The sequence below is a fragment of the Oscillibacter sp. ER4 genome, assembly GCF_000765235.1.
GTDB lineage: Bacteria > Bacillota > Clostridia > Oscillospirales > Oscillospiraceae > Hominicoprocola > Hominicoprocola fusiformis.
In genome coordinates this window covers 1-22,379 of record NZ_JPJG01000059.1, presented here as the reverse complement: position 1 = coordinate 22,379, position 22,379 = coordinate 1, and the positions used below count along the sequence as shown (strand labels likewise).

General features: G+C 63.4%; 30 protein-coding genes. All 30 read right to left on the bottom strand.

From position 1 onward, the window contains the following. Positions 1–12 precede the first annotated feature (12 nt). Positions 13–285 (bottom strand): early E1A protein, encoded by a 273-nt coding sequence (locus NI20_RS0109610; protein WP_033121181.1) that lies wholly within the window; start codon positions 283–285, stop codon positions 13–15. 15 nt (positions 286–300) lie between these two features. Next, the gene (locus NI20_RS0109605; RefSeq protein WP_033121180.1) at positions 301–876 is read right to left on the bottom strand and encodes a hypothetical protein; all 576 of its coding nucleotides are present in this window, start codon (positions 874–876) and stop codon (positions 301–303) included. Positions 877–888: 12 nt separating this feature from the next. Beyond that, a complete protein-coding gene (locus NI20_RS0109600) occupies positions 889–1,299 on the bottom strand; it encodes a hypothetical protein (protein ID WP_020989844.1) in 411 nt (136 codons plus the stop codon). Beyond that, the gene (locus tag NI20_RS0109595; protein ID WP_033121179.1) at positions 1,299–2,219 is read right to left on the bottom strand and encodes a phage late control D family protein; all 921 of its coding nucleotides are present in this window, start codon (positions 2,217–2,219) and stop codon (positions 1,299–1,301) included. Before NI20_RS0109595 ends, NI20_RS0109600 begins: the two co-directional genes overlap by 1 nt. Before the next feature lie 4 nt (positions 2,220–2,223). Beyond that, positions 2,224–2,448 (bottom strand): tail protein X, encoded by a 225-nt coding sequence (locus tag NI20_RS0109590; RefSeq protein WP_033121178.1) that lies wholly within the window; start codon positions 2,446–2,448, stop codon positions 2,224–2,226. Next, positions 2,420–4,474: a phage tail tape measure protein gene (locus NI20_RS0109585; protein WP_033121177.1), complete on the bottom strand. Its 2,055-nt coding sequence runs from the start codon at positions 4,472–4,474 to the stop codon at positions 2,420–2,422. The genes NI20_RS0109590 and NI20_RS0109585 overlap by 29 nt, the downstream gene beginning before the upstream one ends. A 115-nt stretch (positions 4,475–4,589) precedes the next feature. After that, positions 4,590–5,000 carry a phage tail assembly protein gene (locus tag NI20_RS0109580; RefSeq protein WP_033121176.1) on the bottom strand — a complete coding sequence of 137 codons (411 nt, stop codon included), beginning with the start codon at positions 4,998–5,000 and terminating at the stop codon, positions 4,590–4,592. 57 nt (positions 5,001–5,057) lie between these two features. After that, the gene (locus NI20_RS0109575; RefSeq protein WP_033121175.1) at positions 5,058–5,570 is read right to left on the bottom strand and encodes a phage major tail tube protein; all 513 of its coding nucleotides are present in this window, start codon (positions 5,568–5,570) and stop codon (positions 5,058–5,060) included. After that, complete coding sequence (locus tag NI20_RS0109570; protein WP_033121174.1) at positions 5,570–7,081, bottom strand: phage tail sheath family protein; 1,512 nt, start codon at positions 7,079–7,081, stop codon at positions 5,570–5,572. The genes NI20_RS0109575 and NI20_RS0109570 overlap by 1 nt, the downstream gene beginning before the upstream one ends. A gap of 47 nt (positions 7,082–7,128) precedes the next feature. Further along, the gene (locus NI20_RS0109565) at positions 7,129–7,746 is read right to left on the bottom strand and encodes a hypothetical protein (protein WP_033121173.1); all 618 of its coding nucleotides are present in this window, start codon (positions 7,744–7,746) and stop codon (positions 7,129–7,131) included. Between the two features lie 10 nt (positions 7,747–7,756). Further along, positions 7,757–8,080 (bottom strand): sugar ABC transporter ATP-binding protein, encoded by a 324-nt coding sequence (locus NI20_RS0109560; protein ID WP_033121172.1) that lies wholly within the window; start codon positions 8,078–8,080, stop codon positions 7,757–7,759. Beyond that, positions 8,080–8,499, bottom strand: coding sequence for a Rho termination factor N-terminal domain-containing protein (locus NI20_RS0109555; protein WP_033121171.1), 420 nt, complete (start codon positions 8,497–8,499; stop codon positions 8,080–8,082). Before NI20_RS0109555 ends, NI20_RS0109560 begins: the two co-directional genes overlap by 1 nt. Further along, entirely contained in the window at positions 8,462–9,592 is a 1,131-nt protein-coding gene (locus NI20_RS0109550; protein ID WP_242842976.1) for a major capsid protein, read from the bottom strand. The genes NI20_RS0109555 and NI20_RS0109550 overlap by 38 nt, the downstream gene beginning before the upstream one ends. 18 nt (positions 9,593–9,610) lie before the next feature. Further along, positions 9,611–10,018 carry a head decoration protein gene (locus NI20_RS0109545; RefSeq protein WP_033121170.1) on the bottom strand — a complete coding sequence of 136 codons (408 nt, stop codon included), beginning with the start codon at positions 10,016–10,018 and terminating at the stop codon, positions 9,611–9,613. Further along, positions 10,018–11,238 carry a head maturation protease, ClpP-related gene (locus tag NI20_RS0109540; protein WP_008981430.1) on the bottom strand — a complete coding sequence of 407 codons (1,221 nt, stop codon included), beginning with the start codon at positions 11,236–11,238 and terminating at the stop codon, positions 10,018–10,020. The genes NI20_RS0109545 and NI20_RS0109540 overlap by 1 nt, the downstream gene beginning before the upstream one ends. Then, entirely contained in the window at positions 11,225–12,802 is a 1,578-nt protein-coding gene (locus tag NI20_RS0109535; RefSeq protein ID WP_033121217.1) for a phage portal protein, read from the bottom strand. Before NI20_RS0109535 ends, NI20_RS0109540 begins: the two co-directional genes overlap by 14 nt. 156 nt (positions 12,803–12,958) lie before the next feature. Continuing rightward, positions 12,959–13,225, bottom strand: a complete 267-nt coding sequence (locus NI20_RS0109530; RefSeq protein ID WP_008981432.1) for a hypothetical protein — start codon at positions 13,223–13,225, stop codon at positions 12,959–12,961. A 15-nt stretch (positions 13,226–13,240) separates the two neighbouring features. After that, positions 13,241–15,163 (bottom strand): phage terminase large subunit family protein, encoded by a 1,923-nt coding sequence (locus NI20_RS0109525; protein ID WP_008981433.1) that lies wholly within the window; start codon positions 15,161–15,163, stop codon positions 13,241–13,243. Beyond that, complete coding sequence (locus NI20_RS0109520) at positions 15,147–15,722, bottom strand: protoporphyrinogen oxidase (protein ID WP_008981434.1); 576 nt, start codon at positions 15,720–15,722, stop codon at positions 15,147–15,149. The genes NI20_RS0109525 and NI20_RS0109520 overlap by 17 nt, the downstream gene beginning before the upstream one ends. Before the next feature lie 243 nt (positions 15,723–15,965). Next, positions 15,966–16,625: a hypothetical protein gene (locus NI20_RS0109515; protein WP_033121169.1), complete on the bottom strand. Its 660-nt coding sequence runs from the start codon at positions 16,623–16,625 to the stop codon at positions 15,966–15,968. 220 nt (positions 16,626–16,845) lie between these two features. Beyond that, on the bottom strand, positions 16,846–17,343 hold the full coding sequence (locus NI20_RS0109510; RefSeq protein WP_033121168.1) for a hypothetical protein: 498 nt from the start codon (positions 17,341–17,343) through the stop codon (positions 16,846–16,848). A 12-nt stretch (positions 17,344–17,355) separates the two neighbouring features. Next, a complete protein-coding gene (locus NI20_RS0109505; protein WP_052084568.1) occupies positions 17,356–18,738 on the bottom strand; it encodes a site-specific DNA-methyltransferase in 1,383 nt (460 codons plus the stop codon). Then, positions 18,731–19,096: a hypothetical protein gene (locus tag NI20_RS0109500; protein WP_242842975.1), complete on the bottom strand. Its 366-nt coding sequence runs from the start codon at positions 19,094–19,096 to the stop codon at positions 18,731–18,733. Before NI20_RS0109500 ends, NI20_RS0109505 begins: the two co-directional genes overlap by 8 nt. Next, positions 19,093–19,311 (bottom strand): hypothetical protein, encoded by a 219-nt coding sequence (locus tag NI20_RS0109495; protein ID WP_008981440.1) that lies wholly within the window; start codon positions 19,309–19,311, stop codon positions 19,093–19,095. Before NI20_RS0109495 ends, NI20_RS0109500 begins: the two co-directional genes overlap by 4 nt. A gap of 15 nt (positions 19,312–19,326) precedes the next feature. Then, positions 19,327–20,103 carry a hypothetical protein gene (locus NI20_RS14245; RefSeq protein WP_156108609.1) on the bottom strand — a complete coding sequence of 259 codons (777 nt, stop codon included), beginning with the start codon at positions 20,101–20,103 and terminating at the stop codon, positions 19,327–19,329. Between the two features lie 54 nt (positions 20,104–20,157). Next, positions 20,158–20,871 carry a hypothetical protein gene (locus NI20_RS0109480; protein ID WP_033121167.1) on the bottom strand — a complete coding sequence of 238 codons (714 nt, stop codon included), beginning with the start codon at positions 20,869–20,871 and terminating at the stop codon, positions 20,158–20,160. A gap of 33 nt (positions 20,872–20,904) precedes the next feature. Beyond that, the gene (locus tag NI20_RS0109475) at positions 20,905–21,276 is read right to left on the bottom strand and encodes a hypothetical protein (protein ID WP_033121166.1); all 372 of its coding nucleotides are present in this window, start codon (positions 21,274–21,276) and stop codon (positions 20,905–20,907) included. Next, a complete protein-coding gene (locus NI20_RS0109470; protein ID WP_033121165.1) occupies positions 21,273–21,539 on the bottom strand; it encodes a hypothetical protein in 267 nt (88 codons plus the stop codon). Before NI20_RS0109470 ends, NI20_RS0109475 begins: the two co-directional genes overlap by 4 nt. A gap of 13 nt (positions 21,540–21,552) precedes the next feature. Next, positions 21,553–21,921, bottom strand: a complete 369-nt coding sequence (locus NI20_RS0109465; protein WP_033121164.1) for a hypothetical protein — start codon at positions 21,919–21,921, stop codon at positions 21,553–21,555. After that, the coding region (locus tag NI20_RS0109460) for an MT-A70 family methyltransferase (protein ID WP_033121163.1) at positions 21,881–22,379 on the bottom strand (499 nt) is incomplete at its 5' end. The genes NI20_RS0109465 and NI20_RS0109460, both read right to left, overlap by 41 nt.

The window sequence follows — 22,379 nt, the reverse complement described above, 5'->3', positions numbered from 1 at the left end:
TGTTCACCTCCTTCATGTGATATTGTCGATGCTGGCCCGCAGCTCGAAGTCGCCGGCCTGAGCGGTCATAGCCTTCAGGTCGGAGTCACTGAGCTGCACGCGGGGCTCGTAGGTTTCCACGAGGAACTCCACGTCGGCGGCCAGATCGGTCGCAGCGGTTTCGCTCGGCTTGTCGATCAGCGTGCGGTCGATCCCTTTGATGCGCTCATAGGGCACCTCCCCGCGGATGGTCTTTAGGAGGTTCTGCACACAGATCTCGGGCGCTCCGTTGCCAGATGCTTTCATTGGGATCACCTCGCTTTACTTGAGCTGCGCATTGGTTGGCTTTTTGGATGCTTTGGCGCTGCTGGAGGCTCCGACGTTCACAGCCGAGGAGCTGATGCCGAGCTCCTTGTAGGTGGCGATGCCCGCCGCCGACTTGGAGCTGCTGCCGCTCTTGCCGCTACTGCTGGATTTTCCAGAACTGGCCTTTTTGCTGCTGGCCTCCTCGGCGTACTCTGTCAGCTTGATCGTGATCTTGCCGGTCAGGATCCTGCCGAGGTTGTCCAGCTTGGTGTCTGATAGGCTCACGCCTGTGAGCTGAAGGTTGGCCGGGCCGAAGCGCCGGCCGGCCAGATAGAAGGGGGCATACTGCCCGACCAGCGCCGTCCACGACTCGTACTCACTGCGCACGTCGCAGCCGACCGCGGCGGCCAGATCGAAGTCGAAGCTCATGCTTTGCAGCTTGAGCGCCTTGGTCTTGGTCGCCGGGGATCCGGCTTTGTCGTCGCTGTTTTCCGTGTCGAGCTCGACGCTGTGAGAGACGCCATTCAGGGCGGCGATCCTCTGGCTGGAGACGCCCCACGTCTTGCCGTTCCATGATGCCATGACGGCCATGTCTATCCCTCCTTACTGTGGGCCAGAAGTGCCGCCTCCCATGCTGTCGGTGTGGGTGTGGCCGGTCAGGCTGATGCCCGTGGCGGTCACGTCTGCCGACGGGACGCTGATGCCCTTGTCCTGCATCGTGAGCGCGCCCTTCTTGACGGTGATGTCGCCCGGGACGATACCGTCCCACTCTCCGTCCATGCGGGAGAGGATGATGCCAGTGCCGTCCTCGAACATGGCGTAGGCGACTTCTGTGCCGGGGGTCAGGTTTCCCATCTCCCCGCGCAGATACCACGGGATCGTCAGCGGTCGCGTGACCATGCTGTCGGCTGTGCTCGGGAGCACTCTGGCCGTGGTTTTGTCGCCGTTCCTGTCGGCCTTTCCCTCCACGCTGGAGATCTTGCCCTTCTGGATCATTTGGTTGTTGCTGTTCATCAATATCCCTCCAGTGGCTTGCGGAGGTATAGCTTGCTCCGCGTCTTGACGTAGTCGTGCCGGATCCGGCTGATGAAGGCTGTGCCGTCCCACGACTTAACGCCATCGGTCGCCAGCGTGACCACAGATCCCGCCGCATAGTCTCGCAGCAGCGAGCCCGTCCAGAGGGTGCCGACGGTCGCGTTTTTGTTGGCGCCCCGGAGGAGGCCCTTGGCGAAGCGGTCGGCCTCGCTCTGGTCAGTCATGCGGAAGGGTAGGATCCGGCGCAGCACCTTGTCGCCGCCGTTCGGGGCTGCGAAGGTGCCGGTCAGACCGCCGTTGACGGCTTCGGCCGAGCCGTAGGCGTTGGTGCCCTCGTCGCGGTACTCGAAGTCATTGGCCGGGGTGATGGTGATGGTGTCGACTGGCTGCTGGCTTTCCATGTACGCCTCGTCGTAGACGACCAGCTTGCCGTCATACACCAGAAACGCCGCGCCCTCGAGGGTGCAGCGGTTTTGAAAAAATGCGAAGTCTGCGAGGTTGTTCTGCTCGACGTAGTCGTAGGTCTGGTCGGTGATCCCGTAGGTCTCGAGCGTCAGGCTGTGGCGGCCGGCGATCTCCTGAGCCAGTTGCAGGAACTTGACCTTTTCCCACGATTTGCTCCGCTTATCCTTCGCAGACTGCGGGATGGAATAGGCCCGCAGGGTGATGATGCCGGACTCGGGGACGACGCTCTCGACGAACATTTCGCCCGTCTTGGCAGCGCCGTCCTCGATGGCGATGGTGTCGCCCTTCTTTGGGTTCCACGAGTCCCACAGCTCACGGGTGTCGTTGAGTTTGAGCAGTAGCTCGTCGCTCTGCTTTTCGGCGTACATATCGTGATAGCAGCGGTGGACGCTGATGTCCGGGTAGATGTCGACGCCTTCGTATAGGATCTTCACGGCGTCACCTCCTCCACGGCGGCAGGGTCTCCGGCGTCTCCACGGTCTCGACGATCGGGATCCGCACAGCCTCGCCGCCCTCGAAGATCAGCACGTCGCTGAGGTCGGGGTTGGCTGTGATGATGGTGCTTGCCATGCGCTCCTCGTTGTAGGCGACGAGCGCGATGCTGTCGAACGTGTCGCCGCCCTGCGCCACATAATCAATAAAGCCGACTGTCTGCTGTGACATAAGCGCCGCCCTCCCTTCTGCTGAGTGCCTCGAGAATGAAGTCGATGAACTCCGGCTCGAGGTCGCGGAGCTTTCGGATCAGTGCGTCCTCGTCAGTGTCGCCCTCGACCTTGATCTGCGGAGAGAAGGACAGGCCACTCAGATCGTAGACCACAGCAGTGCCGGAGCCGCCGCTGAGCAGCTCGTAGTCGCTTTCGCCGTCAGATGCCCCGAGCATCCGGCCCGCCTCTGCCCAGTAGGACAGGTTTTGTGAACGGTATGCAGGGTTGAAACTGATGACCGCCTCGGTCGGGTAGCGTGGATCCTCGCCGGCGATGGACGGCCCTCTTGTGAAGCCGCCGGTCGCATAGCCAGAGACAGACGCGCTGCCGCCTCCACCTCCGAACAGGCCGGCGATCTTGGAGATGACGCCAGAGCCGAAGCTGACGATCTTCGATACCCAGCCGACAATCGTGCCGAGCACGCTGGCGATGGGTTCCAGAATAGACAGCAGCGGAGTCAGCAGTGGGGTGATGGCGCCGATCAGGCTCAGGATCGGGGGGAGTAGTGCCTGAACGAGCTGCATCAGGGGATCAAGCAGCGGCATGATGACGCTGTTGACGATTTGCAGAGCCACTTCCAGCAGCGGGGTGATGACCGGCAGCAGGCTCGAGATGATGCTCACCAGCACAGGCAGCACGGCGCTGACGATCTGCGTGATGATAGGGAGCACGGTGGCAAGCAGGCTGGCAATAGGCGGCAGGATCGCGGAGACGATCTGCATGAGTGGCGGGAGGAGCGTCTGCACGAGGTTGAGAAGCGGCGGGAGCAGAGTGCTCATTAGCTGCGTCAGAACTGGCAGAAGGTCGGCCGCGAGCTGAGAGATCAGGGGCAGAACGTCCTCGAGGGCGTCGGCAGCGCCGGTCAGGAACTCGTCGACAAACGGGGCCGCAGCCTCGACCGCCTTGGAGATGGCCGGAGTGATCTGCTCCATCAGTTTTTGCAGGGTCGGCATGAACTTGTTGAGCCCGTCGAACACAGTGTTCGCCATAGGCTTGAGGGCCACTTCGAGCCCCTGCTTCATAACCTGAAGCCGCTCGGCGAAGTCGTAGGTGTCATCAGCTGCGCCGGCGATTGTCTCGCCGTTTTCTTGCAGCTCAGCCGTCAGGTCTGCGACGGCCAGAGAGCCGTCTCGGATTGCTGCGGCCATCGTGGAGCCTGCCCTTGTGCCGAAGATCTCCGACGCGATGCTGGCGGCCTCTGCGGCCGTCCCGGCGTTTTTGATCTTTTCGTAGTACATGGCGAGCCCGTCGCTGGCGCTGATGCCCTCCTTGGCGAGTGTGGCGACGCTCTTTTTCATAGCGCCGAGCGCTTCGTCGGTGTTTACGCCGGCCTTGTCGAGCTGGCCCATCAGGGCACTCGCCGTCTCGAAGGAGTAGCCCATCTCCTGAAGCTGCGGGCCGAACTTCTGCATATCTGCCATCAGATCCGTGAAGCCCATGCCTGTGCTCTGGCTAACCTTAAAGATGTAGTCCATAGCGCCGCCCATGTCGTCGGCGTCGATGTTCCACTGCTGGAAGGCTTGGCTCGACTCCTCGATCACGCTGCCGAGGTCGTCCCCGAGCATATCGCTCACTTGGATGGCCTGCTTGGAGATCTCCTGAAGTTGCGGGCCGGTGAGGCCGAGGCGGGTGTTGTAGTCTGCGATCGCCTTGCTGGCGTCCTCCATTGTGGTCGGGACGCTCTTATAGACGGCGTCGAAGTCATCCAGAAGCCCATCCAGCGCGTCGCCGGTGGCGCCGGTTCCGATGCGGATAGCATCAGCAGCGCCATCGAAGGACGCGCCGAGATCCTTCATGTACTTTCCAGCCTCGACGACTGCCTTGCCTGTCGCCACAGCGATGCCGCCCACGGCTGCACCAACGGCCAGCGCCTTCACGTTCAGGCCACTGATTTTCTTCTGAGCCTGTTCGATGGCTTTGCCGAGTGATGGGTCGATGCTGCCGGCCAGATTGACGACCGCCTGCATCGTTTTTCCGTTTGCCATGTGCGTCACCTCCTTCTGATGTGTGGTTTCTTAAAGCTGGCCGCACGAGTCGGCCGGCTCGCTTGGAGCCGCTTGGCCTCCTCGACGGCCTCCCCGTATTCGGTCAGGAAGTCGGTCAGCCTTCGCTCTCCGAGGTCTCGCGTTGATGTGTGGAAGGCTCGGGCGTAGTCTCGGATTGCGCGTCGGAGCTGTCGGGGGTGTAGGGTTCCTCCGACTTCCCGGAAATAAAATCCCGGCCGATCCTCATAATCTTCATAACGTCGTAGCCGCGGACGCGCTCGAGGTCGGAGATGTCGATCTCAGGGTTGACCGCGATGATGGCAGCGAAGCCGAGGTAGAGGTGCAGGCCGTAGTCCAGCTCGGCCGCGCCGGCTGCGTTGCCATTCTTGGAGCCGCTGGCGCTCAGCTTTCTGGCGTCAGCTTCAGCAAACGCCTGTGCGGTGATCTCGCTGATGTCATAGGTCAGCTCGTTGTAGCTCTTGCCGTTGATCTGCACAGGGTTGTCGAGCTTGATGGTGTTCTTCATTGGGTGCGTCTCCTTTCGATAAACAGAGGGCGCCGCATAGGCGCGGCGCCCTTCAGGTTACAGCAGGCTGCGGATGTCCTTGGCGTAGTCGACGCCGCCGACGCGCAGGATCGTGTTGAGCTGGTCGATCAGCCAGTATTCAGCGCCGCCGACGTAGAGCTGGTAGCGGCTCACGGCAAACGTGGCCTCGTTCTCGCTGGTGTTGCCGGGATCCACGGAGAGGCCCGGGATGCCCTTAGAGACGCAGCGGAGGAACGCCTTGCAGCCTTCGGTCTTGGTGGAGCCGTCGGCCTGCTTGACGTCCTGAGCCCAGCGGATCTCGATGGTCTTGCTCTCGAGCTTCATCATGTTCCGCAGGCCGAGGTCGATGCCGATCTTGGTGATGGATGCCTCCATAGCCTCGATCTGGCCGAGGATGGGGGCGGTGTAGGTTCCCATAGCCTTGAAGTCAGCGGTCACGGGAGTGACAGCCGGCAGCGCGATGGTCACGTCTTTGGCGACGAGAGTGCCGCCGATGTAGACGGTGTCGGCGAGGATGGGGCCCTTCAGGTCGAGCCACAGGTTTGCCATTACTCGTCACCTCCTTCGTAGTAGACAGAGAAGCCCGCGTCGGTGTAGGCGACGTAGACGCTCGCAGACTTGAGGGGCGGGGTCGGGGTGACGGCGATGTCCCAGCGGAAGTCGCCATTCATCACGTCCGTGGTGCTGTTCTCGCTCTCGAGGAACAGGATCACGGGCTCGCCCAGCAGGGCGCCCATGCTCACATAGCCGTCGAGCTTCTCCTGCTCGCGGTTGATGATGCGATCCTTCAGCGCACGGGTCATAGGGCTGTCGATCTCAGGGCTCCACTCGCGCTGGAAACTATTGGTGATGTGCATGAGCATACGCATGGAGACGTCAAAGATCGCGCGAGGATCCACGTCTGCGCCGTATGTGTAGGCGGCCGTATGGTCGCCCCACAGTACCCACTCGCCTCCCCATGCGACGGCGGTGCTGATGCCGTTCTGCGTCAGCTCCTTGCCGGTCTGCTGGTCGAAGCCGCGGTTGTTGGCGTTGGACCCGAAATACTGCTTGATGACGGGGATGGCCTTGTTGCCGCAGGTCTCCATCGGGACGCTGTTGTGGCTGAAGTCAGCGCGCATAAGCTCGACCACGGCCAGCGTGCTCAGGTGGAACACGTTGCCGAGGTTGTCCACAGCCTGCGGCCAGTAGACCTTAGAACGCTCGCCGGTGAAGGCGTTGGCCTTCTTCCATGCGATCGCCTTGGTGATCGTGTCGACCGCCTGCGCGGCGCTGTCCACGAGAGGCAGGTCGGCCACGACGAAGGCGTCCCAGTGGCCGTTGATCTTCTTGCAGGCCGTCAGCATGGCGTTGTAGACGGCAGGGCTGTGACTCCAGCCGGGGGCCGCGATCAGATTGCAGACCGCGAACTGCTCGGGATAGAGCAGCGCGATCGCGCTCAGGCCGCTGTACTCGCCGGAGGAGGTGACGCCGCCGATGATGTCGCTGTCTGCGATCTCAGAGTCGTCCACCTCACTGAAGCTGGCCGTCAGGCTGCCGGCGAGCTGCGCGTCGTCCTTCAGGCTGGTGATGATGACCGTGCCCTTGGTGAAGTTATAGTCCACAGCGTAGTCGGTGTCCTCGACGTAGTTGCCGCTGTCATTCTTTGCGATGGTCAGGGTGTCGAGGATGATCTTGTCGCTGGCGAACTCGGCGCGGCCGCCGGTGAAGGTGAGGGTCTTGGTGGTGGCCGTCTCCTTGCGGTGCTTGCCCGCGGAGGGGTCGAGCACATTGATGACGTAGATCGGGCCGATGTTCCCGAGGGTGTTGTTGAAATGCGCGTACACGGCCTCGCACAGGGTAAAGGTGCCCCAGTCGGACGAGTAGCCGATCTTCTTCTGAGCGTCGACCAGACTGGTGATCTTGATCGGCGCGTTGATGATGCCGGCCTCGCCGAAGCCGCGCACGAGGTTGACGGGTGCCGTGCCGATATAGACCGGCGTGGTGCCCGCCTGCACGGCGCTCTGTGCCACGGTCTCGCCGATGTGGCCGTAGGCGCCGTAGAGGTATTCGTTTGCCATCTGCTTATCCTCCTTTGCATGAAATTAGAGCAGCCGAGCGGCTGCCCTTAAAGCAGGTGTTGGTAGCTTTTCGGGTTGCGGGTCAGTGTCTCCTCGATGGAGAACTCAGCCCATGCAAACCAGTACGGGTAGAAGTCAGGGACGGCGTCTTGCTCCGTGACGGGGCCGAAGGTGATGCCCTTCTCCTTGATGACGCGGAGGTCGCCGAGGTACTCGGCGTTTTCAATCAGCCGGAGAGCTGTGTCCACAAAATTCCATGCGTCACGCCAGCCCTCTCCGTTCTTCACGAAGTAGGAGGCCGCCGCCTCGTTGTATTGCTGGATGTAGGTGCCGCTGCCGTCGCCCTTCGGCTTGAAGATGTCGGGCCCGTGGTAGCCGGGATCCCACGCTGAGAAGCAGAGCCGGATCTTGATGTCTCGGGCACTCTGGAGCAGGTCGTCGTCGCCCTGAACGATCTGCACGCAGACCGACGGGATCGGCGCGGCGATGTTCGGGGGCGTCCTGTCCTTCGATGGTACGAAAAGCGAGAACGCGGCCGGGTTTACCAGCTTGTATGGGTAGGAGGCGTCCGTTGCGTTGTCGTCGGGGAGCTTCAGCTTGACCAGAGGGCAGACCTCGGCGGTCAGCCAGTCCCGGACGGTTTCGATGCTGTTGACGATGGACATGGGGCACCTCCTACATGGTGACAGTCTGGCCGAGGGCCACGGTGGCGATCCCCATGTCCTCGCTCCAGTCGTTGACGATGTACTCGCGGCCGTCGACGTTGAGCCCTTCGCCCGCCGGGCGCCGAGCGGGCAGATCCTCGACCGCTGCGTAAAGCAGCAGAGAGGACTCCGCGACGCTCAGCTCTTGCCCCCCTTGGCGTTCCTTCAGGGCGTTGTCGTCCAGCACGGCGGCGATGGCTCTGCCTTCGACGGTGTGCTTCTCACCGAACTCGTCGAGATTGAGAAACGTGCGCCGACGGTCAGCCTCGACCATCGCCTTGAAGCTGAAGGCCATCAGACGGGATCGGCGGCGCCGATCTGAGGGGGCTCCTCGTCGTCGGCACCGTCATCAGGCTGCTCGGCCTTGGCGGCCTCGATGGCAGCGATGACGTCGGCCTTCTTGCGCATAGCAGAGGCGTCCACGCCATAGCGCGCGGCCACTTCCTTCAGCTCGTCGAGCTTCATGTCCTCGTTGTACTCAAGGGCCTCGTCGGCCGCTGTGTTGGTGCTGGCAGGCTCGTCGACGTCGTCGCCGGGAGCGGGTGCGGGCTGCTCGGCAGTCTCGCCCAGCTCGCCGATGTACTTGGCGACGCCTTCCTTCACCAGACGGGCCTCCAGCTCGTCGTCGAACTTCTGAGGGCCGTCTGCTTCAGTGATGGGGATCACCTTGCGGCCGTTATAGTAGCCGAAGGTGCCCTTGATGATCTGGATCATGCTCTGCTCCTTTCTGCTGCGCCCAGTCCGTCAGGACGTCCGCAACGATGAACGGGTTCTTGTTGTTGGGGATCATCAGCGGGCGGCTGGAGATGGTCAGCGTGCGGCTGTTGCCTTCGGCGCTGCTCACATACTTCGGCACGCGGCGGCCGGCGTAGGTGTGGAACTCGCCGTCGCTCTGCTCGACCTGAGAGACGGCGCCGTAGGCGGTGCGGCCAGCGCCGGGAGCGGTGAGGACGCACTTGCCGGACGGGATGTAGAGCTTGTCGTTGCCCTCGTCGTCGGTGTAGGTCAGGTCGTAGGAGATGACGCTGATGATGCGGCCGAGGACGTTCAGGCGGGCCACGATGGCAGCGCCGTCAGGCAGCAGCTCAGGCTCCACGTTGCCGATCTCGATGCGGCGGTTGTCGAGGAGCTTCTGCACGGCCGCGTCATTGATGATGGTGTCAGCCACGTCCGGGGAGCAGACCAGATCAGAAGCGCGGAGGCCGCGCTTGGTCAGCATACGGATCATGGCCTCCAGATCCTTCAGGATCTTGCCGCCGGTGGCGTCCCACTTGGCCGTCGGGGTGTAGGTCGCGGGGTTGCTGGCCTCGGAGTAGAAACGGATCTCCATCTCGTCGGCCTTGTCGACGTCGTCGGCGATGTGCTTCATCACGCAGCCATTGGTCAGCATGGTCTCGGCGGCCATCGCTTCTTCGCGGTTGGTGATGAGCTCGCCCAGCTCGTCAGCGTCGCGCAGGATGAGGGTCTGCTGGCGCTGCTCAGGGGTGAGCTGAGAGTAGAGAGCCTCGCCGAAGCCGCGCTTGCGCAGCTCGTCGAGGGTCAGGACGCGACGTGGAGCCACGAAGGGCGGGGTGTAGCGTTCCATATTGTAGCCGGCGCGCAGGACGGTGACGCCGCCCTTGCGAGGGGCCACGAAGGGCGCCAGCTTCTTGCTGCCGTCACGGAACTCGACGAGCACGTCGTCGGTGGCGAAGATGTCGCTCGCGTCGTTGGTGGGGAAGTAGCGGTCACGCAGGAAGGTCGCAGCAGGGGTGAGCTGCTGCACGGCCATGAGCAGCGTGTGGGTGTCGTAGAAGTTAAAAGGCATTTTGTTGTCCTCCTTCTCTTAGTATTCGATGGCGTCGGAGAGCAGGATGCCGGCCTTGCGCAGCTCCTCCTCGTCGGTCGCCTTCAGGGTGTAGCCGCTTGCGACGGCCAGCTTGTTGCGGGCGAAGTGGCCGGTGCGGTAGGCCAGCACGGTCACGTCCGCGGTGGTGCCGACTTCCACGTCCTCGGCGAGGATGCAGTTGGCGGTCAGGGTTTCGTTGGTGGTCGCGGTGGAGCCGAGGATCACCAGCTTGCCGTCGCCGGCGGTGCCGGCAGACAGGGCCAGCACGGTGCCGCGCTTATAGGTGGCTGCGGCGGTGGCCTCCTTGCAGATGGTCACGGTGAACACGTCAGTGACGGGCTCGTTGGCAACAATCAGACCGTCATAGCCGACGCTGCCGAGGTTTTCGTCCAGTCTCTTGCTCATTACTTCTTACCTCCGTTCTGAGACTTGGTGGAGTTGTAGAGGCCGACGATGGCGTCCACCTTTGCCTTGTCGTCGTTTTCGCTGCCTTCCTCGCCGCCGTTAGGGGCAGCGCCGACGCCGGCAGCGCCGGACTCGTCGTTGTCAGCCTTGGCGTCCTTCAGGTGCTTGGCACCGAGGGCCGCCTGCTTCTGCATAGCCTTGAGCGCGAGCTGCTCAGCGGTGCAGGGGGTCTCGCCGTACTTGGCGTCCCTGACGAGCTGCGCGTCGCCCACACTTGCGGCGATGCTGTCGATGGCCTCGATGCGGGCGCGTTCCTGCGTTCTGGCAGTTTCGGCCGCCTGCTGCTCGATCTGAGCCACGACGTCGGGGTGCTGTGCTCTCATTTCTTCGAGGGTCATGGTCTTGTTGTCCTCCTTCTTGGGGCCGTCGTTCTTGGCGGCCGCGTGTTTATTTCCAGCCGCAGGGGCGGCGTGGATGCTGTTGTCGATGGGGATCGTCCCCGGGATGTGTCTGAAGCCCTTGACGTCGTGCCGGATGCCGGCGACGAGGAGCACCTTCTTGTCGGCGCTCAGGGTGACGTCGGGGCCTTCGTCTGTGAGCAGGGTGTCGGCAAAGCCGTTGTCAATGGCCTCCTGCCCGACCATCCACGTCTCGCGGGTCATCATGCTGCGGAGCTGGTCGACCTCGAGGCCGGTCTTGGCGTGGTAGATCTCTGCGATGGCCCGCTCGCTCGCGTCGAAGTCCTTCTGGAGCTTCTTCAGGTCTGCGAGGGTGTAGTAGTCGTAGAGCAGCCCGGCGACGCCGTGGATCATCACCATGCTGCCGGGATAGACCTGCACCTCGTCACCTGCGCAGGCGATGACACTGGCCGCGCTGGCCGCGATGCCTTCCACGACGACGACCTTGTGGCCGGTCAGGCCCTTGATGGCGTTGTGGATGGCGATGCCGGTGTAGAGGTCGCCGCCGCAGCTATTGATCTTGATGGTGATGTTGCTCTTGCCCTTGACGGCCGCGAGATCCTCCATGAAGCTCTCGGGCGCGATGTAGAGGCCGGGCTCGGGCTCGCCCGTCCACCAGTCCACAGGCTGACGGCTCACGACGTCGCCGTAGAGGGTGATCTCGCCCTCGTCGTCGCCGATGCTGGCGACGTTCCAGAACTTGATCGGCGTGCCCGCAGTCTGAGGCCCGGCGCAGAGCCGGGGAGTGTTATGCGTTCTCATGCTTGTCTCCTTCCTTGATGCTTTTGATGGCCTCGGCGACGATCGCCTCCCGCAGAGCTGCGGAGATCGTGCCGCTGGCCGCTGTGCTCTGGTCGACCTGCCCCTGCGCTGCGCGCAGCTTCTCGTTTTCCCGAGCGAGCTGGTCGACGTTGGCGTCCCACTGACCGCCGTTGAGTCGGATGGTCGCCTGCTCTCTGGTCGTGATGCCTTCGCCGATGGCGAGGATCTCGGCCGTGATCTCCTTCGTCGGGTCGAGCTGTCCCTGAGAGGGGCCGATCCACTCGGCGCCGAGGTATGCGGCGCGGATCGCCGGGTCTGCGAAGAAGCCCGGGGCGCTGATGCGGCCGCGGGCGACGGCTTCGGAGAGCCAGATCTCATATACCGGCGTGCAGAAGTCATCGACAAACCACTTGCGCCTCATGCGGAACGCCTTCCACGCCTCCATCAGGGCGGCGCGGCTGGCGCTGTACGAGCTGTTGAAGCTCTTGAGCAGCAGGTCGGCCGGGATCTCGAGCGCCGCGCCCACCTGTTCGCAGATGGCACGCAGGAAGGTGTTGAAGCCGCTGGCCGGCCGTTTGGGGTCTGCAAAGGTCACGTCCTCGCCGGGCTCCATGATGTTGATCTGGCCGGGGCCCATCTCGTACTCGTTAGGATCTCGGCTCACCTCCGGCAGGCTGCTCCCGACCTCGTTGAACGGGTTGTCGCCGGCGCCTGCCTCGGTCTTGATGAAGGCCGTGAAAAACGACTCGACGACCGCCGCAGTCAGCTCGCTCTCGGTGTAGCGGCGAAGCTGGAGCAGGGGCTCGATGACCTGCGCGAGATAGCTGACGCCGCGGTATTGATCCGGGCGCTCGCTCTCCATGACGTGCAGGATGTTCGGCAGGCCAGTCCGCTCGCCGTATGCCTGAACACGGGCCCACGTTGTCGTCGTGCTGCCGAGCTCGAAGGGGTAGGTGCTGCGGATGTGGTACGCCTCGATCTGGCCGTCGTCGTTCACCTCGACGCCGTCGTAGATGGTGTTGCCGTTGGCCGCCCTGCCGGTGGTCAGCAGCATCGGGGTGATGATGCCGGAGGTCGTTGGCGTGGCGACTCGGTCAGCCTCGATCAGGTGCAGGCGTAGCGAGTAGGGTGTGAGCGGCGTCGGCTCGTACTGCTTCACGACGGCGAACACGTCGCCGCTGACCAGCCACGAGGAGAGTGCGAGCTGCTGCATGGCTGCGAAGTTGTTGACGCCGGTGGCGTCGCACGCCCTTTTGTTCTCAGACCAGAGAGCGAACTCACGCTCGGCCTGAGCCTGCCATGCGTCGGCGGCCTCCTGCGTCATGCCGAGCGCCTCGCGGTCGATCCGACTCTTGAGCTGGAGGCCGATGCCGACGACGTTGGTGCGGTTGGTGCGGATGGCAGAGGTGGCGATCGGGGCCGCCATGTAAAGCATCCGGGCACGCTGCCGCAGGGTGTAGTTGTTGGCGTCGATGTCCTCCTTCGGGCTGCCGCTCATAGCTCTGAAGCCCTTGGTCGCCTTCTTGTGCCAGCTCGCGCCGGCGTCGCCGTAGCCCTTATTCACAGGGCGCGGCTGCTGCCGCCTGTTCTGCGGGCGGCTTCTGCTTTTTCTTTTGCTGATGGTGCTCACCTCCTTCATGGTGAAGATGGCCGAGCCGGGAGAAAAGGAGCGAAAACTCCCGGCGTCGGCCTATGAAAAAAGCCCCTTTCGGGGCTTCTTTCACCAGTCTCGGGGCACTACTCCCACAGCTTTTCGCGGCTTCTCGCCGTTCAGTGCGGCCTCGAGGGCTTCGATGTCTGCCTCGAGCTGTTTGATGGCGGCCCGGATGGATCCGAGGTCGGTGTTGTAGCGGGCCAGATTTCGCGAGCCGATGCCGTAGCTCTGGACGCCTCCGTCCAGCATCTCGGCCTCTCGCTTCAGGTAGAGATCCAGCCGGTTCCTCTTGATGGAGAGCTGGTACTCGATTTGTTCGCGGGTCTTTCTCATTGTGGTGTGTCCTCCTTACCAGTCGTCGAAGGCGTCGGCCCGGTTGTGCCGTTGCCGCTGCCGTCGCTGCTGCGGGGCCTTCGGTTTTTCCTCCAGTCCTTGCAGGCGGCGCTCGATGGCGTCCATGTCGGGGTTGATGATCTTGAGGCCGGCGTTGGCGTAGTCGCGGCAGTCGAGGGCCTCGTTGCGGTTGTGCCCGGGCAACTTCTCCCACGCCCAGCGGTCGCCGCGGCGCGTGTGCGTGAGCACCAGCTTCTCGGAGAGGAGCCCGTTGAAGAAATTGAGGTCATAGCCGGCGTCGGGGTGCCGGTTGAAATGGCAGTATTTTGGCCCGGGCTCCTGCACCTTCAGATTAGCCATGATCGTCGCCTTGCCGGCGTCGACGCCGATGGTGTAGAGCCAGCAGGTGATCCGCTTGTTGTCGCGGATCGGCACCTTGCTCGGGGGCGAGACGAAGGGGATGCCGTCGCCGCCCTTGCCCTTGATGGCAAAGACGCGCTTGCCGGCGCGGGCCCGGCACGCCTCATAGACCTCTTGGGTGAAGTGGCCGCCGGAGTCGACGCAGGTGATGGAGATCTTCAGGCCGCGGCCGTTTTTGAACTTGTAGACGTGGTCGACCACGTCGTCGAGTCGCTGCCAGACCTCCGGGGTGTCTGGCCGGCCCATGATGTAGCCCTTGACGACGCCCCACGTCTCGCCGTACTTCCCGTGACCGACTACCTCGTATTCGAGGCGGTTGTCCTGAGTGTCGACGCCGCAGGTCAGCACGAGCACGCCGTCAGGCAGCTCCACAGGGGTGCCGTCCGGGCGGGTGCCGTAGTCCTCACGGCGGGCGAGCATGGTGTCCTCGTCCTCGAGGTCGCCGCGATCTTCCCACAGTTGGCCGAGCAGGGTGTTGTAGACGACCTTGAGGCGCTGCGGGTCATCCTTGGCGTCGAGGAACTTGAGGACGATTTTCTCCCACGGAGTCCACGGGCTCGAGAAGGCATTGAGCCAAAAAGAACGGACGCCCTTCTTGTAGGCGTCCGGGTTGTCGGCGATCCACTTGGCCGGCTGCTTTCGCATGACGTCCTCGGGGATCAGGCAGCCGCAGGCCGGGCAGCTCCACGAGACGCCGCTCTTGAGGCTCCACGACTTTTTCCCGCGGATCCTCTTGGCCTCCGGGTCGAAGTGGATATTGTCGAACACGATCTCGCTGTACTCCCCACACTCGGGGCAGCGGTGGCACCAGCGTTCCTGCGTGCCTTGGTAAAAACTCGTTTCGATGTTGCTGTTGCCCTTGATGGTCGGGGTGGAGACCTCGACCGCCTTGGCGTTGTAGAATGTGGCCTGACGTGCTTCGGCCAGCGCCCACGGGTCGCCCTCGGTGCCGGCGCTGGTCGCCCAGCGGTCGCGCTCGTCGCCGATGATATAGCGGGCAGGCGTGGAGGCCAGAGCCGAGGCACTGTTGGAGCCGGTCAGGGTGAGCATCCCGCCCGGGAACGACTTCTGGAGGATCGTGTTGCCGCTGTCCTTGGCCTTGACGTCGTGCACCTTCGCCTTCAGGGGTTTGCTGTCGCGGATCATAGGGGCCACGCGGAGGCGGCTGAACTTCCGGGCGTCGTCGATGGTCGGGTGGACGTAGAGGATGCTGCCGGGGTCTTGGTCGATGATGTAGCCGATGATGTTGAGCTCGAGCTCAGACTTGCCGACCTGAGAGGCGGCCACCATGACTATTTTGTGCACCTTCGGATCCGTAAAGGCCCGCATGGGCTCCTCGAGGTACGGGGTGCGCTTGGTACGCCACGGGCCGGCCTCGGCTGAGCTTTCCGGGGAGAGGCGGCGGTGCTTGTCGGCCCACTCGTCCACGGTCAGGCTCTCAGGCGGGGCGAAGCGTTTGACCGCTCCGGCGATGGCGGTATTGAGCTTCGCGGCGGCTTTTTTAGTCGTCCGCGTCATCGGCGAGCTGCTCGCTCCAGCCTTCCCGATCCCTTACTCGCCGGGCGTACACCTCGGGATCGTATTTATAACCGGCCAGCTCCGTCAGGATCTTGTAGACCTCTGTGCGGATGATCTCAGACGCCTCGGCGGGTGTTGCTGCGCCGGTGACGTCGACGGCCAGACGGCCCGGCAGGGCCACGAGCATCGACCTGATATTGTAGACGAGGTCGGTCATCACAGCCTCGACGTCCTCGCTGCGGTGCATGGTGCCCTCGAGCTCACTGAGCTGGAGGGCGGCGATGTCTGCCTTGCTGCGCTTGAGGTCAGCCTCAGCCTCCAGACGTCGGCCCTCGATCTCGCTGTCCTTCTTCGACGGCTCCCGGCCGTTGGCCTTGGCCGTCAGGTATCGGATGTACCTCTGGATCGTCGGCAGCAGGTCATAGCGGTTGGCGTTGCCTTCCTTGACCGCGGCGATGACGCCATCCTTGGTGAGCTGCTGCACTCGGCGGGGCGTCATGTCGAACAGGGCCGCGATGGTCTTGCTGTCGACGAGCTTGTTGTTGGTTGGGTTCGGCATGGCGTTCCCTCCTTTCTGCCGCTCGGGCGAAACGAAACGGCCCGAAAAAAATTTTTCCCGGCTGCGCGTTTTTTGGGCTCGCCAGCACCGCAGGCCAGAGAGGCCCGTCACAGTACCTTGCGGCGCTGCGCGTGGCCGTGGAGGCGTCTGCGCGGCGCTGTGGCGCGCTCTGTGCGCGTCTGGCGGTGTGGGGCCGGGCTCGGTGCAGGGCGCCGTGGTGGGCGCCCTGCGGGCCGCTGTGGGCTACTTCCCGAGAGCTCGGTCGAGGTTGTGCTGGAGGCGCTTGGCCGTCTCCTCTTGGAGTCGGGTCATTATCTTCTCATTGGTGCGCTCGCTGGTTATCATGGAGGGCACCGAGATGGTGGTGAACTTCTTGATGTCGGTGCGCGTCCGGCTCATTCGCTGGAATGGAATGGCGCTGACGCCGCCGGCCTTGGTGTTGCCCGTCCCCATGAGGATGTTGTGCGATCGCTCGGAGTACGGGCCGCCCGGGGTGCGGGTGTTCAGGTAACGGCCGATGACCTTCTTCTGCCCCTTGACCACCTGCATCCGCAGCGTGTAGCTCTTGCCCGGCGGTGCGGTCTTTGGTGTCATGCCGAAGTGCACAGGGGTGAGCATCCGGCCGGAGTAGGTGATGGTCAGCTCCTCGATGGTCTCACCTGAGACGCTGACGCTGCCCGCCATCTTCTTCGGCTTGCTGCTGTTCTTGCCGGACGGGGTGATCTCGCCCTTCTTGATGTTGTAGACGGCCGTGACCTCCTGAGTGATCCAGCCCGGGGCTCTGGCCTTGACGTCCTTGATGGTGTTGCTGATGGCCTTCTTGCCGCCGTTCTCGATTGCCTCGAGGTCGGCGACGAGCTGTTGCAGGTTGCTGAGCTGCGCCGAGATGCTGTTCTGCGGCATGGCCGTCGCCTCCTTCCTATACGCAAAAAGAGACCGGCGGGCGTTGGTTCGCCCGTCGGCCTCTTGCCGTCGGTTGTTATTTGGTTTTCCTCTGGTCAGCCGCTCGGAATTGTCACGGCGTTGCCCGTGTGTCCGGCGGTCTTTTGCAGGATATAGAATAGCACGGGTCGTTACTGCTTTTCAATTCCTTTTACTTCCCTTTTGTTCCTTTTACTGCGTTTTACTGCCGCAGCTCAGGCAGGGGCTCCAGCTCGTCCAGCACGGCGGCGAGGTTGAGCAGGGCGCGGCCGTGGATCTTGTATGTCCTGTTCTGGTAGGCGTCCACTCTGTCGACGTAGTCCCGCCGATCACCGAACAGGACGCCGCAGGTGCTCTCCCAGTCAGCCCGGTCGAAGTAGCGCAGCCGGATGACGGCGCGCTCGTCGGGGTTGGAGAGCTGGAGGATCATGCCCTCGATGGCGTTGCGCTCCTGCTTCTCCTCAGCCTTGAGCCGGTCGATCTGTTCCTCGAGCTCCATTTTCCGCTCCACCATCATGCCGGTGCGGTCGGATGGTGTGCCGGATCCGCGTGGCATACCTGTCAGATCAGGGCCGGGCGGTGAGGCCATCGCCATCTCCATGCGGTCGAGGCGTTCGAGCTGGTTGTCGATGTCCCTCAGCATGGCGGTGTAGGCCGCGAGCCTGTCCTTGATCCGTTGTGTGATCGGCTTCTCGCTCATTATGTCAGAGCGTCACTCCTGCTCACCTCCTTCCTCGTCAGGCTCGAAGATCGCGGCGATCTCCTCGCGCGGTAGCTCTCGGCCTTGACGGACGCAGCGCACGGTTGTCTTTCCTGTTATTCTGATGTACCTCTTGACGATCACGTCCGTGAAGGCGGGCGTCAGCTCCATGATGTAGGAGGGCTGCCCGTATGCCTCGCAGGCGGCCAGCGTCGTGCCGGAGCCGCCGAAGGGATCATAGACGCCCGTGGCGAAGTCCGTGTTGTCGACCAGCTTCTCCAGCAGCTCGACGGGCTTCTGCGTGGGGTGCAGCTCATTCCCGGAGCGGGAGATGCTCAGGACGTTGCCGTAGCCCTTGTGGCCGTCGAAGTGGGTGGCGGCCTTGGCGCCGAACAGAATGAGCTCATGCTGCGAGCGCCAGCCGACGCCCATGCCCGGCGTGCCCTTGTCCCATACGATCTCAGACTTGACGCCGAAGCCGGCAGCCTCGACGAGGTCGAACAGATATACCCACATACGCCAGTCGGTGAAGATGTAGGCGTAGAGGCAGGGGATGTCGGTGAGTGCGCCGCGGATCAGGTTTTGGTAGCCGCGTGTGCTGAGGATGTCGTTGGCGATCTTCGGGGCCTTGCCGTTCTTTCTCTCGGTGCCGATGCTGCCGGTCGACTTCTGCGACTCCTTGCTGCCGCCTGAGCAGTATGGCGGGTCGGTCAGCAGGATCTCGGGCTTGTTGCCGTCGAGCAGCAGGGCGCGATCCTCCGGCCGGGTGCAGTCTCCGCAGAGGACGCGGTGCCGGCCGAGGATCCAGAGGTCGCCGTACTGTGTGACCGGCGCGGCCGGGGCCGGGATCTCGGCGTCGGGGTCGCTGCTCGGCTCCTTGGTGTGCAGCGCCTCAGAGAGCGCCGTCACGATGTTGCCGTAGTCGTCCTCGGTGTAGCCGCTGAGCATGAACGGGATCTCGCCGGTGTCGATGTCGGCGAAAACCTCGGCGAGCATCTTGTTGTCAGTTGTGGCGAGCTCCGCGATGCGGTTGTCTGCCGTCAGATCGGCCAGCTCCTCGGCCTCGCTTGCGTAGTCCTGATAGTCGACCGGGGCGTCGGTCAGGTCGTCGAGTTGCGCGGCCATAAGACGGCCGTGGCCCTTTGTGACGAGCCCGCTGCGCTTGCTGACAGTGATCGGGGCGCGCCAGCCCGTCGCCCTGATGATAGAGGCGAGGAGCTTGATCTGCTCCGGCGGGTGCTGGTTGGGGTTCTTTGGGTTGGGCCGCAGATCCTTCAGCGGGACGATGGCGTCGTGTGCACAGAACACGGGGACGCTGCCGGCGTATGCCTTGGGCGTTGCCGTGGTGCTGTACTCCTCGATCTCGGGGCCGGTCTGCGGCTGCTGTTTATTCATGGCCGTCACCTCCTGTGGAGAATTGCTTCTCGATCCACTTGTGGAGGCTGGAGCCCTGCCAGTTGTTTCGGCCGTCAAGACGGTTTTTCAGCCGTTCCAGTTTCGCCTCCTCGACCTCCTCGGTAGATCGGTGGAAGATGATGCGGAGCTGGTCGAGCATGATCTGGACGTCGGCCATCTCCTCGATCACGTTGCCGATCGCTGCGGTCACTTCGCAGCCAGCCTGTGCCCGTTTGATTTTGCAGAGGGCTTTGGTCAGCTCGGCCATCTCCTCGACGGCCATGTCCATTTGTGCCGGTGCGCCGTAGGTCGTGATTGCGCGATCCAGCAGGGCCCGGCGCTCCTCCGCGGTTATCACGGGCGGCCTCCCTTCGTCAGCTCTCTGACCAGTATGGCCACGAGCACGATCACGATGATGGCGAGGGTGATGGCGGTCGGGATCCAGATCGGGGCCAGTACCCACAGCCAGCTCCAGTTGATGACGCCGGTGAGCTTCAGGACGATGAAGGCGACGGCGAGAAGGCCGCAGAAGCCGATCCCGCCGGCCGTCGTGTTGTTTCTTTCGTTGTTCATGTATTACCTCCAGTATTATTTGCCGAGCCCCTTCTGCGCGCAGGCTGTGCAGGCGGTTCGGACGTCGGGCTCCAGTGCGAGGATCCGGCGGGCCGTGTCTGTCTGCCAGCACTCAGCGCCACAGACGGGGCAGGTGGTGAGCTGCCAGTCGTCCGTCGGAGGCTCCGGGACGTTATCACGCAGCGGCATGGTGAGGATCCCGCCGTCTCCGGGCTGGTGGGGCGAGAGGACAGGCTCGGGCTCGTCGGGGATCATGGCGTCGAGGAGCTCGTTGTACTTCTTGAATATGGCCTCCGACGCTGCGCTCCAGCTCTCGCCGTGCTCCGTGTCCTCCGGGGTGGCGACGTGGGCCAGCTCGTGCGCCAGCAGCTCAGGGGCGGCGCTGATGGGCGCCTCGGCCGAGATGCAGACGATCGGCGTGCTGCCGTCGTCGGGGAAGATGGTCAGGCCGTAGGCGGTGCCGTTGGTCTCGTCCCGCAGGTCGGGGACGTACTGGACGACGTACTCGATGCCGGGGTAGAGCTCAGAGAAGGCCCGGGCCACGATGGCCGTCGGGTCGTTGATGAAGGGCGAGGCCATCGGGCCGATCTTCTCGTACTGCTTCAGGGCCGTGTAGGTCTCGCGCAGCATGGCCCGCACTTCGTCCTTCTTGATGCCGTTGATGGTGGGCCCGTTCAGGATCAGGTCGAGCATCCTGTCGCTCCAGTCCTGCATCAGGTGGGTCTCCGGCATACCGCAGCCGAAGGGCACGACGTCGACCTTCTCACGGGTGAGGGTTTCGTATTCTTTCACGGTGCTGCTCCTTTCAGAAAAGCCGAGCGGGCCGGAGCCCGCCCGGCGCTCCATTTACTGCATGACGACGACCTTGCCGGCGTCGATCAGATCGCCCATGTTCTTCAGGAAGTAGTCGGCGATGTTCTTCTTGGCCTCGAGCTTCCAGATGCCGCCGTCAGCCTCGAAGAAGCCGATCCCCTCGTCGGGATCCACGCGCAGCAGGAACTCGCTCTCGGGCTGCTCCACCTCGAGGAAGGTGCGGAACGGCCGCAGCATGACGCGGGGCTTGATCTCGACGACCGCGTTGAGGGCGACGCCCTGACGCGCCTCGACGGTCTGTGTGACGCCGTTGTCGTTGGTGCTGACGCTGTTCTCGTTGGTCATGCGACTCAGCAGGTCGAGCAGGTAGGCCGTGCCCTCGTTGGGGATGCAGAGGCTCCGCAGCTCGATCAGAGCTACCTCGCGTCCTCTGAAGCCGGTGTACAGGCCCGGGGCGTCAGCCTTGGCGCGGTAGAGCGTGTTGCGGGAGAAGTCGCTCAGGTAGGTGGTCATCACCTCGACGGTGTCGTTGCTCTTGACCTGCACCATGATGGTCGTGCCGACCTTCTCGAGCTCGGTGCGGATCAGCTTGCAGATGCTATCGAGTCCGCTGACGCTGATGCAGTCAGGGCGGTCGACGTGCGGCGGGATGCGGGTGAGTGATGCGTCGGCGTAGGTCTGGCCGTCAATCTCGAAGATCTTGGTCTCCTTCAGGCTGACGATTTTGTCGATCATTTTTGCGAGCATTGTGTTGTCCTCCTTGTTCTGTGTTGTGGGTGTTTATCCGTGCTGGACGAGTTTCAGGAGCTTCGGGGCCTCCTGTTGCGTGCCGTCCATGTTCATTTGGCCGGGCACCTGCGGCACCATCTCGGCGACGACGAGCTCGCCGTTGCCGTCAGAGGTGACATAGAGGGCCGTGGCGACGGGGTTGGTGGCTGCGAGCGTAGACTTGGCTGTCACGGAGACGCCGATGGTGCGGCGCTCGTCGTCCGGGGTCAGCTCGATGGTGAGGGTGATCTTGCGCTTGGCGGTGGCCTTCGTGTTGGGGTCGAGGATGTTCTGGATCACCTTGTCCATCTCATAGTCGACGCGCTCCTCGAAGGCGCCGCGGGCCATCGACATGATGCTGTCGCGCTGGTTCTGTTCGTTCATGGGGTTTCTCCTTTCTTTCCGCTGCCGGCCGTGCCGTACTTCTCGAGCGTGTCCTTCATCGCTCCGGCGATGCACTCGGCCATAATGGTCGCGGTCTTGGTTTCGCTGTTTTTTGCAGCCTGTTCAATAGCTGCGCGGATCTCGTCGGGCTCGTAGCCCGTGTTCTCATAGGCGGCGAGCTTCTGGACGAGCACCTCCTTGGTGGCTGCGCTCCAGTAGCCCGTCTTGATGCCGTTGGCTCTCTCGTGGGTCAGGCGTTCCATGCTGGCCCTCCTCTCAGGTGGCCGATCCGAGCGTCATCTGCTCGGCCTCGGTTGGGTTGTCTGCGTGGGCTGCGGCCGTTTGGCCCGTGGGGCCCGAAGGCTCCGCTCTGGCCCACACGGCCTCGGTGGCGTCCGAGCGGGTGGCCTTACGGCGGCCGACCGTCGTGAGGATCCCGATCTCCTTCAGCTCTGTGAGCCGCGGGGCGACGTAGTTGCGGTTGAAGTACGGGATCCGGCCGGCTGCGACGAGCTCCTCGGTGATCTCGCTGGCCGTGAGCTCACGGTTGCCGAGGGTCTCGAGGATCAGGCGGCAGCGGGCGGCCCGCTTGGGGAGTACGGCGTCATAGCTGCGGCGCCGGGTCTCTTTGGTTGTCTGGTTCATGTGTTTCCTCCTTTCCGGCCAGCTCGACGCTGTCGACTGGCGCGTCCTTGACTTCAGGCGTCGGCGCTTCGTTGCCCCACACGTCCCATCCCGGGGCGGCTTCTCGGGCAAAAAGCTCGATGCGGGGTAGGTCTCCCATCAGCTCGACGATCCTGTCGCGGATTTCGGCCGGCTTTCTGCTGTGCTGCTGGAGCGGGGAGAGGACGATGCTGCGGACGCTGCCGCTGATGCGCTTCGGCTTGCCCTTGGTCGCCAGCAGGCAGATCTCTGAGTTGCTGCGCGTCCAGTTTCCGAGCCCCATGAAGATGCCGGTGCCGTTTCTGTTCTGCTTTACCCAGTTGAAGGCGACGGTCTTGTAGCTGAAGCCCCACGCCTCGATCACGTCGAGAGCCTCGCGGAGCATGGGGAAGGTCGCCCACATGAAAAGCACGCAATCCTCGTTAGCAATACCCCCCCCC

Coding starts and splice junctions, on each gene's coding strand:
- NI20_RS0109470 (WP_033121165.1), bottom strand. CDS start 21,539: ATGGAACGCCTGACCCACGAGAGAGCCAACGGCATCAAGACGGGCTAC.
- NI20_RS0109585 (WP_033121177.1), bottom strand. CDS start 4,474: ATGGCAAACGGAAAAACGATGCAGGCGGTCGTCAATCTGGCCGGCAGC.
- NI20_RS0109510 (WP_033121168.1), bottom strand. CDS start 17,343: ATGAGCGAGAAGCCGATCACACAACGGATCAAGGACAGGCTCGCGGCC.
- NI20_RS0109465 (WP_033121164.1), bottom strand. CDS start 21,921: ATGAACCAGACAACCAAAGAGACCCGGCGCCGCAGCTATGACGCCGTA.
- NI20_RS0109540 (WP_008981430.1), bottom strand. CDS start 11,238: ATGAGAACGCATAACACTCCCCGGCTCTGCGCCGGGCCTCAGACTGCG.
- NI20_RS0109555 (WP_033121171.1), bottom strand. CDS start 8,499: ATGATCCAGATCATCAAGGGCACCTTCGGCTACTATAACGGCCGCAAG.
- NI20_RS0109600 (WP_020989844.1), bottom strand. CDS start 1,299: ATGAACAGCAACAACCAAATGATCCAGAAGGGCAAGATCTCCAGCGTG.
- NI20_RS0109610 (WP_033121181.1), bottom strand. CDS start 285: ATGAAAGCATCTGGCAACGGAGCGCCCGAGATCTGTGTGCAGAACCTC.
- NI20_RS0109495 (WP_008981440.1), bottom strand. CDS start 19,311: ATGAACAACGAAAGAAACAACACGACGGCCGGCGGGATCGGCTTCTGC.
- NI20_RS0109605 (WP_033121180.1), bottom strand. CDS start 876: ATGGCCGTCATGGCATCATGGAACGGCAAGACGTGGGGCGTCTCCAGC.
- NI20_RS0109575 (WP_033121175.1), bottom strand. CDS start 5,570: ATGGCAAACCTGTGGCTCGACCTGAAGGGCCCCATCCTCGCCGACACC.
- NI20_RS0109580 (WP_033121176.1), bottom strand. CDS start 5,000: ATGAAGAACACCATCAAGCTCGACAACCCTGTGCAGATCAACGGCAAG.
- NI20_RS0109515 (WP_033121169.1), bottom strand. CDS start 16,625: ATGCCGCAGAACAGCATCTCGGCGCAGCTCAGCAACCTGCAACAGCTC.
- NI20_RS0109545 (WP_033121170.1), bottom strand. CDS start 10,018: ATGAGCAAGAGACTGGACGAAAACCTCGGCAGCGTCGGCTATGACGGT.
- NI20_RS0109590 (WP_033121178.1), bottom strand. CDS start 2,448: ATGTCACAGCAGACAGTCGGCTTTATTGATTATGTGGCGCAGGGCGGC.
- NI20_RS0109550 (WP_242842976.1), bottom strand. CDS start 9,592: ATGCCTTTTAACTTCTACGACACCCACACGCTGCTCATGGCCGTGCAG.
- NI20_RS0109525 (WP_008981433.1), bottom strand. CDS start 15,163: ATGACGCGGACGACTAAAAAAGCCGCCGCGAAGCTCAATACCGCCATC.
- NI20_RS0109475 (WP_033121166.1), bottom strand. CDS start 21,276: ATGAACGAACAGAACCAGCGCGACAGCATCATGTCGATGGCCCGCGGC.
- NI20_RS0109570 (WP_033121174.1), bottom strand. CDS start 7,081: ATGGCAAACGAATACCTCTACGGCGCCTACGGCCACATCGGCGAGACC.
- NI20_RS0109530 (WP_008981432.1), bottom strand. CDS start 13,225: ATGAGAAAGACCCGCGAACAAATCGAGTACCAGCTCTCCATCAAGAGG.
- NI20_RS0109505 (WP_052084568.1), bottom strand. CDS start 18,738: ATGAATAAACAGCAGCCGCAGACCGGCCCCGAGATCGAGGAGTACAGC.
- NI20_RS0109480 (WP_033121167.1), bottom strand. CDS start 20,871: ATGCTCGCAAAAATGATCGACAAAATCGTCAGCCTGAAGGAGACCAAG.
- NI20_RS0109565 (WP_033121173.1), bottom strand. CDS start 7,746: ATGTCCATCGTCAACAGCATCGAAACCGTCCGGGACTGGCTGACCGCC.
- NI20_RS0109560 (WP_033121172.1), bottom strand. CDS start 8,080: ATGGCCTTCAGCTTCAAGGCGATGGTCGAGGCTGACCGTCGGCGCACG.
- NI20_RS0109520 (WP_008981434.1), bottom strand. CDS start 15,722: ATGCCGAACCCAACCAACAACAAGCTCGTCGACAGCAAGACCATCGCG.